This window comes from Kribbella ginsengisoli (assembly GCF_039537185.1).
Classification (GTDB): Bacteria; Actinomycetota; Actinomycetes; order Propionibacteriales; family Kribbellaceae; genus Kribbella; species Kribbella koreensis.
Genome location: NZ_BAABAA010000001.1, coordinates 936,949 through 950,847 on the forward strand (window position 1 = coordinate 936,949; position 13,899 = coordinate 950,847).

The window sequence follows — 13,899 nt, forward strand, 5'->3', positions numbered from 1 at the left end:
CCGTTAGCTAACCAGGACTTTGTTACCAAGAGCAACCTGTGCCGTGAACAGACCGGTACGGCGCACCACGGACGACAGCCCGCGGTACGCCGTACCGGCTTCTGACTCAGTTCGCGATCAGCGAGCGCAGCACGTACTGCAGGATGCCGCCGTTGCGGTAGTAGTCGGCCTCGCCGGGGGTGTCGATCCGGACCACGGCGTCGAACTCCTTGACCGAACCGTCCGTGCCGGTGACCTTGACGTGCACCGTGCGCGGGATGCCGCCGTCGTTGAGCGCGGTGACCCCGGTGATGTCGAAGGTCTCCTCGCCGGTCAGGCCGAGGGTCTCCGCGTTCTCACCCTCGGGGTACTGCAGCGGCAGGACGCCCATGCCGATCAGGTTCGACCGGTGGATGCGCTCGAAGGACTCGGTGATGACGGCCTTCGCGCCGAGCAGTGCCGTGCCCTTCGCGGCCCAGTCGCGCGACGAACCCGAGCCGTACTCCTTGCCGGCCAGGATGACCAGCGGCGTACCGGCGGCCAGGTACGACTCCGACGCCTCGTAGATCGAGGTGACGGGCGCGTCCGGCTTGGTGAAGTCGCGGGTGAAGCCGCCCTCGGTGCCGGGCGCGATCTGGTTGCGCAGCCGGATGTTGGCGAACGTGCCCCGGATCATCACCTCGTGGTTGCCGCGGCGGGAACCGTACGAGTTGTAGTCCTTGCGGTCGACGCCGTGCTCGGCCAGGTACTTGCCGGCCGGGCCGTCGGCTTTGATCGAGCCGGCCGGGGAGATGTGGTCGGTGGTGACCGAGTCGCCGAGCTTGGCGAGCACCCGCGCGCCGGTGATGTCGGTGACCGGCGACGGCTCCTTGGCCATCCCGTCGAAGTACGGAGGCTTGCGCACGTAGGTCGACTCGGCGTCCCAGGCGAAGGTCTTGCCCTCGGGCGTCGGCAGCGACTGCCAGCGCTCGTCACCGGCGAACACGTCTGCGTAGTCCTTGGTGAACATCTCCTTGTTGATCGAGGAGGCGATCACCTTCTCGACCTCGTCGGCCGCCGGCCAGATGTCCTTCAGGAACACGTCGTTGCCGTCGGTGTCCTGGCCGAGCGCGTCGGTCTCGAAGTCGAAGTCCATCGTGCCGGCCAGCGCGTAGGCGATCACCAGCGGCGGCGAGGCCAGGTAGTTCATCTTCACGTCCGGGTTGATCCGGCCCTCGAAGTTGCGGTTGCCGGACAGTACCGACACGACCGCGAGGTCGGCTTCCTGCACACCGGCCGAGACCTCCTCGGGCAGCGGGCCCGAGTTGCCGATGCAGGTGGTGCAGCCGTAGCCGACCAGGTGGAAGCCGAGCTTCTCCAGGTACGGCGTGACGCCGGCCTTGTCGTAGTAGTCGGTGACGACCTTCGACCCCGGGGCGAGCGACGTCTTGACCCACGGCTTGCTGGTCAGGCCCTTGTCGACCGCGTTCTTGGCCAGCAGCGCGGCGGCCAGCATGACGGACGGGTTCGACGTGTTCGTACAAGAGGTGATGCTGGCGATCACGACGTGGCCGTGGTCGAGCTCGACCTCCTGGCCGTTCAGGCTGATCTTGGTCTTCTTCACCGGGCGGCCCGCGTCGCCCGCACCGTGCGGCACGTGCGGGTCGTCGTCGGTGTGGCCGTGGCCGTTCGGCGCGTCACTGGCCGGGAAGCTGCCCAGCTCGGACGGGTCGACCTCGGCGCCGTCCTCGTGGCTGGCGTAGTCGGCCAGCGCGCCGCGGAAGCCTTCCTTGGCCTCGCTCAGCGAGACCCGGTCCTGCGGCCGCTTCGGGCCGGCGATCGACGGCACGACGGTCGACAGATCCAGTTCCAGGTACTCCGAGAAGCGGGGCTCGATCGCCGGGTTGTGCCACAGGCCCTGCTCCTTGGCGTAGGCCTCGACGAGGGCGACCTCGTCGTCGCCGCGGCCGGTCAGCCGCAGGTACTCCAGGGTGACGTCGTCGATCGGGAAGATCGCGCAGGTCGAGCCGAACTCCGGGCTCATGTTGCCGATCGTGGCGCGGTTGGCCAGCGGCACCGCCGCGACGCCGTCGCCGTAGAACTCGACGAACTTGCTGACCACACCGTGCTTGCGCAGCATCTGGGTGATCGTCAGCACCACGTCGGTCGCGGTCGCGCCGGCCGGCACCGAACCGGTGAGCTTGAAGCCGACCACCTTCGGGATCAGCATGCTGACCGGCTGGCCGAGCATCGCGGCCTCGGCCTCGATACCGCCGACGCCCCAGCCGAGCACGCCCAGGCCGTTGACCATCGTGGTGTGGCTGTCGGTGCCGACACAGCTGTCCGGGTACGCCTGGCCGTTGCGGACCATCACGGTCCGGGCCAGGTGCTCGATGTTCACCTGGTGCACGATGCCGGTGCCCGGGGGGACCACCTTGAACTCGTCGAACGCGGTCTGGCCCCAGCGCAGGAACTGGTACCGCTCCTTGTTGCGGCCGTACTCCAGCTCGACGTTGCGCTCGAAGGCGTCCTGCCGGCCGAAGACGTCGATGATGACGGAGTGGTCGATGACGAGCTCGGCCGGCGCCAGCGGGTTGATCTTGGTCGGGTCGCCACCGAGCTCGGCGACCGCCTCGCGCATGGTGGCCAGGTCGACGACACACGGCACGCCGGTGAAGTCCTGCATGATCACCCGGGCCGGGGTGAACTGGATCTCGGTGTCGGGCGCCGCGCTCGCGTCCCAGTTGCCGAGCTTGGTGATGTGCTCGGCGGTGATGTTCGCGCCGTCCTCGGTGCGCAGCAGGTTCTCGAGCAGCACCTTGAGCGAGTACGGCAGCGTCTCAGCGCCCTCGATACCCGCCAACCTGAAGATCTCGTACGACGTTCCGTTGACCTCGAGTGCACCCTTGGCACCGAAGCTGTCGACGCTGGCCATCAACCTGCTCCTCTATCCGGTCCTGTATCCGCTGAACCCATCCTGCCGAGCCACCGGCCCGGCCGCGAGGTCAGGCTCCCCTAACCTCGCCGTACAAACTCTCTCGACATCAAGATACACGACATCGAGCCACTTCCGCTGCTTCTGGCCTCCGGATCAGGACACCTTGGGGAGGACCTCGGCAGCGATCAGCTCCAGCTGGTCGAGGTCGGTCAGGTCCAGGAACTGGACGTACTGGCGCTGGGATCCGGCGGCCGCCAGGTGGCCGAGCTGGTCGATGACCTGCGCGGGGGTGCCCATGATCGAGTCCGGCTGCGGGTTGTCGGGGTTGCGGCCCACGGCGGCGGCGCGGCGCTTCACGTCCGCGTCATCCTTGCCGACGACGACGCAGTGCGCGGTCGACAGGGTGAGGGTCTTGGGATCGCGGCCGGCCTCGTCGCAGGCTGCCCGGACCCGGCCGAAGATCGTCTTGATCTCGTCGACGGAGCGGAAGCCGGCATTGAACTCGTCGGCGTACTTCGCGGCCAGCGCCGGCGTGCGCTTCTTGCCGGCGCCGCCGATGATGACGGGCGGGTGCGGCTGCTGGACCGGCTTTGGGAGCGCGGGCGAGTTGACGAGCTGGTAGTGCTCGCCATCGAAGTTGTACTTCTCCCCTACCGGTGTGTCCCACAGGCCGGTGATGATCTCGAGCTGCTCGGTCAGCAGGTCGAAGCGACCGAGGGTGTCAGAGAAGTCGAGTCCGTAGGCCTGGTGCTCCTCCTCGAACCAGCCGGCGCCGAGACCGAGCTCGACGCGGCCGCCGCTCATCTGGTCGACCTGGGCGACGGAGATCGCCAGCGGGCCGGGGTGGCGGAAGGTGACCGGGCTGACCAACGTACCGAGCTTGATCCGGCTGGTCTCGCGGGCGAGTCCGGCGAGCGTGATCCAGGCATCCGTCGAGCCGGGGAGGCCGTCGCGGTCGCCGAACGCGACGTAGTGGTCCGAGCGGAAGAAGGCGTCGAAACCGCACTCCTCCGTCTTGCGGGCGACCGCCAGCAGGTCGTCGTACGAGGCACCTTGCTGGGGTTCGGTGAAGATCCTGAGCAACATGCCGCAACGCTATCTCGCGCTGGTGTACAGCTTCTCCAAGTACGACGGTTGCCAGTCGGCGCCACGCCCGTTGAGCCGCCGCACCAGACCGTCCACGTCGAGCCGCGGCTCGACCGGGTTGTCCCACCAGTCGGGCACGCTGTCGTACCAACGGTCGATCCGTAGCGTCCGGCCGGCCGCGTCCATCCGCGCGAACAGCCAGCCACCCTGCTCACTTTGCGACTCCGCGAGCCACAGGTCGCCCAGCAGCTCGGTGAGCCTCTGAGCCCCGTATTCCGGGTCGTCCACCTCCGGCGGCTCCAGATCGAACCGGTAACTGGGCGCCGCCGGGTCGAGCACCTGCACCTGGATGGTGAAGCCGGACGGTACAACCTTCGTCCGCGCCCGGCACCACTCTCGCAACGCCCGGAACGCGTCCGACTCCTTGGGTCGCGGCCGAGGACGCTCGACCTCGGCCCGCATGGCTTCCTCGATCGAACCAGCCGGTGTCTCGACCCGCGGCCCTTCCCCGCCAACGACCCCAACCCCTGGGATCGCGACAGGACGGCCTTCGTCCGGTACCACCAGCTTCTCCGGGCGCTCTGGCTGCGCGTCGCCCTCGACCGCAGCTGCAGCCATGTCTTCGGGCTGCGGCTCGTACTCGTCCCTGATCGCCTCGAACTGAGCGGTAACATCATCGTCATCCGCCGGCTCCTGCTCTTCCGACTGCCGCGCCGCGGCCTCCGCACCAACCTCGAGCACGCCCTCCTGCTCCGGCGCCTCGCCCTGCGCTGCCTCGCCCTGCGCTGCCTCGTCCTGCCCTGGCGCGTCGCCGCCCAGCCTTTGCGCCTCGCTGAGTTCATGCGCCTCACCCAGCCCTTGCAGCTCCCCCAGCTCGTGCGCCTCGCCTAGCTGGTGCGCCTCGCCCAGCTCATCCTGCTCGCCCGGCGTTTGCGCCCCGCTCAGTTCATGCGGCTCGCTCAGCTCATGCGGCTCGCCCAGGGTTTGCGGCTGCTGGCGTGGGTCGTCTGTCTCGTGCGCAGCCTGCTGCAGCGGCTCTTGAGCCCTGTCGCCTGCCTGCTGCGGTTCGCCCAGTTGGTCGGCGGTCCAGTCGGCCTCGCCGAGGATCTCGTCGTGGAAGTTCTCGCCCAGCCGGTATTCGAAGTCGCCGAGCGGCTCGAGACTGCTGAACCCGCCCGGCGGGATGTCCCGCGCTTCCGGCGCGAACGGTGACCGCTGGTCCGCGTAGTACTCATCCTCAGGATCTCGCTCGACCACCACCGGAATCTCGGCCGTAGGAGCATCACCCTCAACCTCACCCTGAGGTTCCCCGACCAGCTGATCCCCGCCCGTCAGTCCGTCCCCGGGCTCCTCCGGCTCAGCCTGTACTCCCGCCAGCCCCTCCTCAGCCGCCGCATCGCCAGACCCCCTGGCCGCGACTCCGAAGACTCGCTCGGCGGCCTGCTCGAACGGGTTGACCGCTTGAAGGTGTTCCTCGGTCACCGGCTCCTCGACGCCCCGAACCTCATCGGCACGCTCCGAGAGCCCGACCCCCGACCCGCCGCCAGCCGCCAGCTCGAACCGCTCGTCGTAGTCCGACGCCTCTTCAGCCGCCCCGTCAGCCGCCGACTCCTCAGCCGCCGACTGGTCACCCGGCGCCTCGTCACCCGCCCGCGCGAACGGATCGACCCCTTGGACCTGCTCCCCCGCCGGCTCCCCGGCGGCCTCGAACTGCGCGAGATCCAGCAACCGCTCCTCGGTCGGCGGCTCGTCAAGCGCGGAATCTGCCGGCCCCTGGTCGAGACCGGAGACCCCGACCACCCGCTCCTCAGCCGTCGGACCCTCCGGCACGAAAGCTGCCGGACCCTGGTCGAGACGATCCAGCCCGAGCACCTGCTCCTCGGTCGGCGGCTCGTCCAGCGCCGAACCTGCCGGCCCCCGGTCGAGGCCGGCGACCCCGACCACCCGCTCCTCGGCCGGCCGACCCTCCGGCACAAAAGCTGCCGGACCCTGGTCGAGACGATCCAGCCCGAGCGCCTGCTCCTCGGTCGGGGGGTCGTCCGAGGCTTGCTCGTGGGGTGTGGGTCCGAGGACGTGTTCCTCGGTCGGAGAGTCGTCAAGCGGCGGGAGTTGGCTGAAGTCCTCCGTGGGCAGCTCTTCTACCGAAGGTTTGGCCGGACCAGCGGCGTGCTGAGCCGCGAGGTACGCGGCGACGTCCTCCACCCACACGCCATTGATCCAGGCGCCACCGATCCACTCCGGTTTCGCCGGCTCAGCCCGGCCCTCCGGCACATACTCCGCCTCCGGCTCGGCCTCCGCCGACCCACCTGACTCCGGCTCCGACTCCAGCTCCGCCGACGGCACCAGCTCCGACTCCACCGCTGGTCCGGGCTCCCGCCCTACCTCTTGCCCCGGCGCCAACTCCCGCTCCGACGCCAACTCCCGCCGTCGCTCCGACGCTAGTTCGCGCTCCGGCGGGAACTTCCGCTCCGACGCTAGTTCCCGCTCCGGCGCTAGCTCCCGCTCTGGGGCTAGCTCCCGCTGCCGCTCCGGCGCTAGCTCGCGCTCCGGCGCTAGCTCACGCTCCAGCGCGGATCCGGCCAGCTCCCGCCCCGGGGCTACCTCGCGCTCCGGCGCCAACTCCCGCTCTGGCGCTAGCTCGTCCTCCGGCGCGGATCCGGCCAGCCCCCGCCCCAGGGCCAGTTCGTGCTCCGGCACGGATCCGGCCTCGGACCCGCCCACCGACGCCATGCGCTCGTCGCCGGCCGCGGCCTCCGGTACAGGCTCGGGGCTGGCCTCCAGCAGTTCCGTACGATCCTCGAGGGCTTCCGTAGCCTCACCCAGCCCGCTCCCCGGGCCACCCGCATCGAGCCGCTCCGGCCCCTCGCCCGGCAGCCCGACGCCGACCCCATCCGCCGACCGCGTGCCATTCGTCATCCCGCCGACGGCTGCCGTCCGGGCGGCATCGCCGTCGCCAAAGCCCTCGACCGAATGCAGCGACGAGCCCCCACCGGAGCCCAGCTGCGCATCTCCACCAGGCCCTGCACCGAAGCGCCCGTCTGAGGTATCCGCGTCGACGGCAATCAGCCCGTCCTGATCGGCGTCCGATGCACTCTCGGCGCGACCGGTGCCCGCGCTCGGAGCCGACCCGGCGTCCGTGAGCCGTCCGGTGTCGGTGGTCGACCGCGCTTCCAGCGCGCCGGGACCAGCAGTCGGCTGGGCGTCCTGCGCCGACCTATTGTCCGCCGTCGGCTCAGCTGCCGCGCCAGGCCAAGCGTCGGTGTCCCCGGCCCCGCCGACGAAGTCTGGGTAGGTGGCGAACGGGCTCCGGGCGGCCGGAGATGCGGCTTCGGGGGTGGGTGAGGGCGCAGCAGGTGAGCCCGGGTGGCCGACCGACGCGGGCGGAGCGAAGGGGCTCTGCGCAGCCAGAGGGGCAGCTTCGGTGGATGAGGGCGCCGTGGATGGGCCCGGGTGGCCGACCGACGCGGGCGGAGCGAAGGGGCTCTGCGCAGGCGGAGGTGTGGCTTCGGGGGTGGGTGAGGGCGCAGCAGGTGAGCCCGGGTGGCCGACCGACGCGGGCGGAGCGAAGGGGCTCTGCGCAGTGGGGAGCTCGTCTTCGGGGGCGGGGACCGGGGGGATCACGCCGGTGTCGTCGGCGGCGGAGATGCCGGGGACCGGCGGGACTTCGCCGGTTTCGTCGGAGATGGCTGCGATCTCGTTGGTGGCGTCGTCGGCAGACCAGGGCTCGTCACCGGCAGGGGTGTCGCGGATTACGTCCGGTACGTAGGTAGCGGCGGCCGGCGCGTCGGCGAAGAGGCTTGCGTAGAAGTCCTCGCCCTCATTGAGCGGGCCGCCGACTCGGGGCTCGGATGACGGGAGTTGGGCCATCGCTGGAGTGCCCGCGTCGGCCTGCGCGGGCTGGTCGCCGGTGGAGCGCCCGTACTGGTCGCCTGCTGCCGGCGTGCGCGGGCCGTCGGTTGGTGAGGTGTACGGCACGGGTGACCGGTATGGCTCACCGGCCGCCGGCGCGTGCGGCGTGCTGCGCTGGGGTGTGGTGGCCGGTGGGGTTGCGGGGTCTTCGTGTTTGCGGCGGCGGAAGAGGCGGGGCTTCTTGGCGACGACGCCGTAGTCGTCGTGGTGGGCGGCGTCTTCCGGCTGGTACGGCGGGTCCGGGTCGGGCTCCGGGGTGAACGGGGGCTCGGGGGTGTACGGCGGTGGGTCCGGCGCGAAGGGCGAGTCCGGGCGGAACGGGGGCTCGGGGTTGAGCGGCGGTTCCGGGGTGAAGGGCGGCTCGGAGGCAACCGGTGGCTCGGAGATGTAGGGGTCGTTGCCGCCGATGATCAGGTTGGCGTCGTCGCCGATCGGCTGGCCGGTGAACGGGCTGATGCCCGGCGGAACCGCGACCGACTCCTCGTCGTCCGCTTCGTCAACCAGTGCCTCCACAGCCGGATACGCGTCGCGCTGCCCGGCCTGCGTCGAGTACTGGTCGGAAGGGGCGGGCTGATAGGTCGCCTGGGGGGTGGCCCCGCCCTGCGGGGATACGCCGGCTGGCTGGCCTGGTGCCGGCGTGGCGCGCGGCGAGGCGTCGGCAGGTGCTGGGGAGCTGACGGCGGTACCGCTGAACGCCCCTGCAGCGGCCAAGGCAGCACGCAGGTCGGGGTGCTGGGGCGATTGCGGGCCGATGCCGAGGCGGTCGAAGAGGTTGAGGAGGGACTCGGGGGTGATGCCAGTGGTCGCCGCAGTGCGGATCAGCTGGACGCCGACCGGCAGCAGCTCGTCGAGCCCGCCCAGGTAGTCGGCCCACTCAGCCGCCCACTCGATCATCTCGCGGGCGGCCTCCTCGTCCGAGGTGATCCACTCCCCGATCGGCAGGAAGCCGTCGTCCAGCGGCTGCCACGGGTCGCCCGGGTACGACGCCCGCGCCCATGTCCCGTTGAAGCTGCCGTAGACGAACCCGAGCTCCCCCGCGGCCATCCGGCGCTTGACCTCGGGCTGCCCGATCCAGGGCGGCGCACCGGCGAGCAGGTCGGCCTCAGCCGTCTGCGTGTGCTGCGTGTGGAACCCGAACAGCACCGCCCGCCCACCGTCGAGCCGCACCATCCGCAGGTCGCTGCCGGTCTCGTCCTGGTGGTACCAGCCGTGCTCGTCCGCGTACCAGCGCCGGTCGTAGCCGGTGGCATGGGCGACCGCGGCGAGGGCGCTCCAGCGGGCGCGCAACTCCTCCGGGTCGTCCAGGTCGACGAGCGGCATCGGTTCTCCTGCTCAAGTGCCAGATCCAGCGATTCAAGCCAGAACGGTACCCGAGAAAGCCACCCTAAGCAGGTCGCGGTTCGAGCACAGCCACGCACTCTATGTGATGCGTCATCCCGAACAAGTCGAACGCCCGCAGCGAGCTCACCCCGTACCCCAGTCCCCCGAACGTCTTGAGGTCCCGCGCCAGCGCCGCCGGGTCACACGCTACGTAGGCGATCCGCCGTGGCGACAGTGCCGCGATTCGCCGTACGACGTCCTTGCCGGCGCCAGTCCGCGGTGGGTCGAGCACGACCAGGTCAACAGCCTCCAGCCCTTGCCCGGCCGCGTTGTTCAGCACCTTGGCCACATCCCCGGCCTCGAGCGTCACCGCCGGCAGGTCATGCAGGTTCCGTCGCGCGTTCTTCACCGCGTCCTTGCTGCCCTCCACAGCCAGTACTGCGCACCCCGCCTCAGCCAGGAATGCAGCAAACAGCCCAACCCCGGAGTACAGATCCAGTGCCGTCTCACCCGACCGCGGCTCCAGCCCAGCCAGTACTGCGTCCACCAATGTCTCGGGAGCAGCCGGGTGCGCCTGCCAGAACCCATTGGCCTCCACCCGGAAGCGGCGGTTCCGCACGACCTCCACTACCCGTCCACCGGAGTTGTCGTCGGTCAGTACCGCCGTCTTGCCCTCAGACGACACCACTGCCTTCACCGACGAGGCATCCGGCCACTGCTCATGCAGTACGTCGGGCGTACCGGGGTGCGCGATCAGACACTTGTCGATCATCACCAGGTCATGCGACCGGTGCGCACGCATCCCAGGCCGGCCGTCGACCACGGCGTACCGCATCCGGGTCCGCCACCCGAGCCCGTCGTCACCGGGCGACTCCATCACGATCGCGCGCTCGATCCCGCCGATCCGCCGCAGCGTGTCCGACACCACGGTCGCCTTCAGCCGCCGCTGCTCGACGATGTTGGCGTGCTGGAAGTCGCAGCCGCCGCACCGGCCGGGCCCGGCGTACGGGCAGGGCGGTTCGATCCGCTGCGGTGAGGGCGTCAGCACCTGTACTGCGTCCGCACGGAGGTATTTGGTCGTCTGCTCGGTCACACGGGCGTGCACCAGCTCACCTGGTAGCGCGTGCCGCACGAAGACCACCTGGCCCTCGTAGCGCGCGACACAGTGCCCGCCGTGAGCTACTGGCCCCACTTCCAGCTCCAGCAGCGTCCCGACGATCTGGTCTTCCGTCACCGGTCTCCTGAACTCTTGCGCGCGCCGCGCCGTACTTGGCCGGCTACGCGTTCCTCACGGTCCTGCCGCTCCTCAGCCGCCTGGGACGAGATCAGCTGGTACGGAACGGACGTAACCATCACACCAGGTGTGAACAAGAGCCGTCCCTTGAGCCGCAGTGCGCTCTGGTTGTGCAGGATGTGCTCCCACCAGTGCCCGACCACGTACTCGGGGATGTAGACCATGACCACGTCCCGCGGCGACTGCCGCCGGATATCCCGAACGTACTGCACGATGGGGCGAGTGATCTCCCGGTACGGCGACGCGAGCCGCTTGAGCGGTACCGGGATGTCCCGCGCGTCCCACTCGGCCTGCAACTGCTCCGACTCGTCCCGGTCGACATCGACCGTCACTGCCTCGAGCATGTACGGCCGGGCCGCCTTGGCGAAGGCCAGTGCCCGCAGGGTCGGCTTGTGCAGCTTGGAGACGAGCACGATCGAGTGCACCCGGGCCGGCAGCATCAGCGAGTCGTCGGCGTCGACGGCCATCTCGCGGCCGACCGTGTCGTAGTGCCGGCGGATGCCCTTCATCAGCAGGAACAGCACGGCCATCGCGATGATCGCGATGTAGGCGCCGTGGGTGAACTTGGTCAGCAGCACGATCACCAGGACCAGCCCGGTCATCGTCAGGCCGATCGCGTTGATCACCCGCGAGCGCATCATCTGCGCCCGCTTGGCGCCGTTCGTCTCGGTCTTCAGATGCCTGGTCCAGTGCCGGATCATGCCGAACTGGCTGAGCGTGAAGGAGACGAACACCCCGACGATGTAGAGCTGGATCAGCTTGGTCACCTCGGCGTTGAAGGCGATGATCAGGCCGACCGCGCACAGCGCCAGCAAGATGATGCCGTTGCTGTAGGCAAGCCGGTCGCCGCGGGTGTGCAGCTGCTTGGGCAGGTACCCGTCCTTGGCCAGGATCGAGGCCAGCACCGGGAAGCCGTTGAACGCGGTGTTCGCGGCCAGCACCAGGATCAGCATGGTCGCGCCGATCACCAGGTAGAAACCGGGCGAGAAGTTGGAGAAGACCGAGTCGCCGATCTGGCCGATCACCGTCTTCTGGGTGTAGCTGTCGCCGACCGGCTGGCCGTTCTGGAGCAGCTGGGTCGCCGGGTCCTCGGCGTAGCGGAGCTTGATCTTGCTGGCCAGGAACAAGATGCTCATCAGCATCGTCACGGCGATCGTGCCGAGCAGCAGCAGCGTGGTCGCCGCGTTCTTGCTCTTCGGCTTGCGGAACGCCGGTACGCCGTTGCTGATCGCCTCCACCCCGGTCAGCGCCGCACAGCCTGAGGAGAACGCCCGGGCCAGCAGGAACGCGCCGGCCAGCCCACCGAAGATCTCGTGCCCCGCCTCGGGCGCGATGTCGAACTTGGCGCTGTCGGCCAGCGGCAGGTCACCCGCGCTGAGCCGGATGAAGCCCCAGATCGCCATCCCGATGATCGAGGCCATGAAGATGTACGTCGGGATCGCGAACAGCGCGCCCGATTCGCGCACTCCCCGCAGGTTCAGCGCCGTCAGGATCAGCACCAGCGTCACGGCCAGCGGAGTTTCGTGGCCGGCCAGGAACGGCAGCGCGGACTTCGCGTTCTGCACACCCGACGAGATCGACACCGCCACCGTCAGCACGTAGTCGACCATCAGCGCGCTGGCCACCGTCAGCCCCGCGGTCGGCCCGACGTTGACCGTCGCGACCTCGTAGTCGCCACCGCCGGACGGGTAGGCGTGCACGTTCTGCCGGTACGACGCGACCACGACGAGCATCACGAAGACGACCAGCAGGCCGATCTTCCAGGAGAACGAGTAGGCCGCCAGACCGGCCACGGACAGGGTCAGGAAGATCTCGTCCGGCGCGTACGCGACCGATGACAGAGCGTCACTGGCGAACACGGGGAGCGCGATCTTCTTCGGGAGCAGCGTCTCGCCGAGCTGCGCGCTGCGCAGCTTGCGTCCGATGAGGATGCGTTTGCCGATGTCGCCTAGAGCGGGAGTCACACCGGTGATGTTAGAGGCAGCACCGGTCCGGTGTAGCGTCTATCCCTGCCGAGACCGATGCCAGCGGCCCCAGGTGGGGCAAGGAGTGATCACGGAGTGCACGTCGTCATCATGGGCTGCGGCCGCGTCGGGTCGACGCTCGCCCGGACGCTGGAGAAGCGCGGTCATACGGTCGCCATCATCGACCAGTCCGCCGACGCCTTCCGCCGGCTGAGCCCCAACTTCTCCGGCCGGACCGTCACCGGGATGGGCTTCGACCGGGAGGTGCTGACCGAGGCCGGGATCGAGGACGCCGAGGCGTTCGCGGCGGTCTCCAACGGCGACAACTCCAACATCCTGGCCGCGCGCGTCGCCCGGGAGAACTTCGGCGTCGGCAACGTCGTCGCCCGGATCTACGACCCCGGCCGGGCCGAGGTCTACCAGCGCCTGGGCATCCCCACCGTCGGCACGGTGAAGTGGACCGTCGATCAGATGATCCGGCGGTTGCTGCCGAGCGGTTCGGAGCCCGAGTGGCGCGACCCGTCCGGCACCGTCCGGCTGGCCGAGGTCTACGTGAGCCCGGGCTGGGTCGGCCGGCTCGCGTCCGACATCGAGAAGGCCACCGGCGCGAAGGTCGCGTTCCTGACCCGGCTCGGCGAGGGCTTCATGCCCAAGGCCGACACGGTGATCCAGGAAGGCGACCTGGTGCACGTGGTCATGCTGGAGAAGGACGCCGCCGCCATCGAGTCCCAACTAGGTACCAAGCCTGAGGAGCTGTGATGCGGGTAGCCATCGCCGGCGCGGGCAACGTCGGACGATCGATCGCGGCAGAGCTGCTGGAGAACGGCCACGAGGTCCTGCTGATCGACAAGGACCCGCGGGCGATCAAGGCCGAGTCCGTGCCGCGGGCCGAGTGGCTGCTCGCGGACGCCTGCGAGCTGTCCTCGCTGGAGGAGGCCGCGCTGCAGCGGTGCCAGGTGGCGATCGCGAGCACCGGCGACGACAAGACCAATCTGGTCGTGTCGCTGCTGGCCAAGACCGAGTTCGGCGTACCGCGGACCGTTGCCCGGGTCAACCACCCGCGCAACGAGTGGATGTTCAACGAGGCCTGGGGCGTCGACGTCTCGGTGTCGACGCCGCGGATCATGTCGGCGCTGGTCGAGGAAGCGGTCTCGGTCGGTGACCTGGTACGCCTGTTCACCTTCCGTCAGGGCGACGCGAACCTGGTCGAGCTGACGCTGCCCGAGGACTCCCCGATGATCGGTCTGCGGGTCGGCGACATCGACTGGCCGGTCGACACCGCCCTGGTGACGATCATCCGCGAAGGCCGCGTACTGCGCCCGGACCCGGAAGGCACCCTCGAACTCAACGACGAGCTCCTCTTCGTCGCGGCCGACGAGACCGAGGAACAGCTCGAGGACATGCTCTCCCCCCACCACCGCAAGTAGTTG

At 69.5% G+C, this 13,899-nt stretch carries 7 protein-coding genes; 2 read left to right on the top strand and 5 right to left on the bottom strand.

What is annotated here, in order from left to right:
• Nucleotides 1–106 precede the first annotated feature (106 nt).
• From acnA to ABD768_RS04155, 5 genes are all read right to left on the bottom strand, one after another.
• The gene (gene acnA, locus ABD768_RS04135; protein ID WP_344837485.1) at nucleotides 107–2,893 is read right to left on the bottom strand and encodes an aconitate hydratase AcnA; all 2,787 of its coding nucleotides are present in this window, start codon (nucleotides 2,891–2,893) and stop codon (nucleotides 107–109) included.
• Nucleotides 2,894–3,049: 156 nt separating this feature from the next.
• Complete coding sequence (locus ABD768_RS04140) at nucleotides 3,050–3,982, bottom strand: LLM class F420-dependent oxidoreductase (RefSeq protein ID WP_344837488.1); 933 nt, start codon at nucleotides 3,980–3,982, stop codon at nucleotides 3,050–3,052.
• 9 nt (nucleotides 3,983–3,991) lie between these two features.
• Nucleotides 3,992–9,211 (bottom strand): hypothetical protein, encoded by a 5,220-nt coding sequence (locus tag ABD768_RS04145; protein ID WP_344837490.1) that lies wholly within the window; start codon nucleotides 9,209–9,211, stop codon nucleotides 3,992–3,994.
• A gap of 64 nt (nucleotides 9,212–9,275) precedes the next feature.
• Nucleotides 9,276–10,445, bottom strand: a complete 1,170-nt coding sequence (locus ABD768_RS04150) for a class I SAM-dependent RNA methyltransferase (protein WP_343978363.1) — start codon at nucleotides 10,443–10,445, stop codon at nucleotides 9,276–9,278.
• A complete protein-coding gene (locus tag ABD768_RS04155; RefSeq protein WP_343978360.1) occupies nucleotides 10,442–12,469 on the bottom strand; it encodes an APC family permease in 2,028 nt (675 codons plus the stop codon). The genes ABD768_RS04150 and ABD768_RS04155 overlap by 4 nt, the downstream gene beginning before the upstream one ends.
• A 96-nt stretch (nucleotides 12,470–12,565) precedes the next feature.
• Between ABD768_RS04155 and ABD768_RS04160 the strand changes: the two genes are divergently transcribed.
• Together ABD768_RS04160 and ABD768_RS04165 are read left to right on the top strand one after the other, a co-directional pair.
• A complete protein-coding gene (locus ABD768_RS04160) occupies nucleotides 12,566–13,228 on the top strand; it encodes a potassium channel family protein (RefSeq protein ID WP_343978357.1) in 663 nt (220 codons plus the stop codon).
• Nucleotides 13,228–13,896: a potassium channel family protein gene (locus tag ABD768_RS04165; protein ID WP_328323076.1), complete on the top strand. Its 669-nt coding sequence runs from the start codon at nucleotides 13,228–13,230 to the stop codon at nucleotides 13,894–13,896. The genes ABD768_RS04160 and ABD768_RS04165 overlap by 1 nt, the downstream gene beginning before the upstream one ends.
• Nucleotides 13,897–13,899: the final 3 nt, after the last annotated feature.

Excerpts from the sequence above, each read along its gene's own strand:
- acnA (WP_344837485.1), bottom strand. The coding sequence starts at position 2,893 with ATGGCCAGCGTCGACAGCTTCGGTGCCAAGGGTGCACTCGAGGTCAAC.
- ABD768_RS04140 (WP_344837488.1), bottom strand. The coding sequence starts at position 3,982 with ATGTTGCTCAGGATCTTCACCGAACCCCAGCAAGGTGCCTCGTACGAC.
- ABD768_RS04145 (WP_344837490.1), bottom strand. The coding sequence starts at position 9,211 with ATGCCGCTCGTCGACCTGGACGACCCGGAGGAGTTGCGCGCCCGCTGG.
- ABD768_RS04165 (WP_328323076.1), top strand. The coding sequence starts at position 13,228 with ATGCGGGTAGCCATCGCCGGCGCGGGCAACGTCGGACGATCGATCGCG.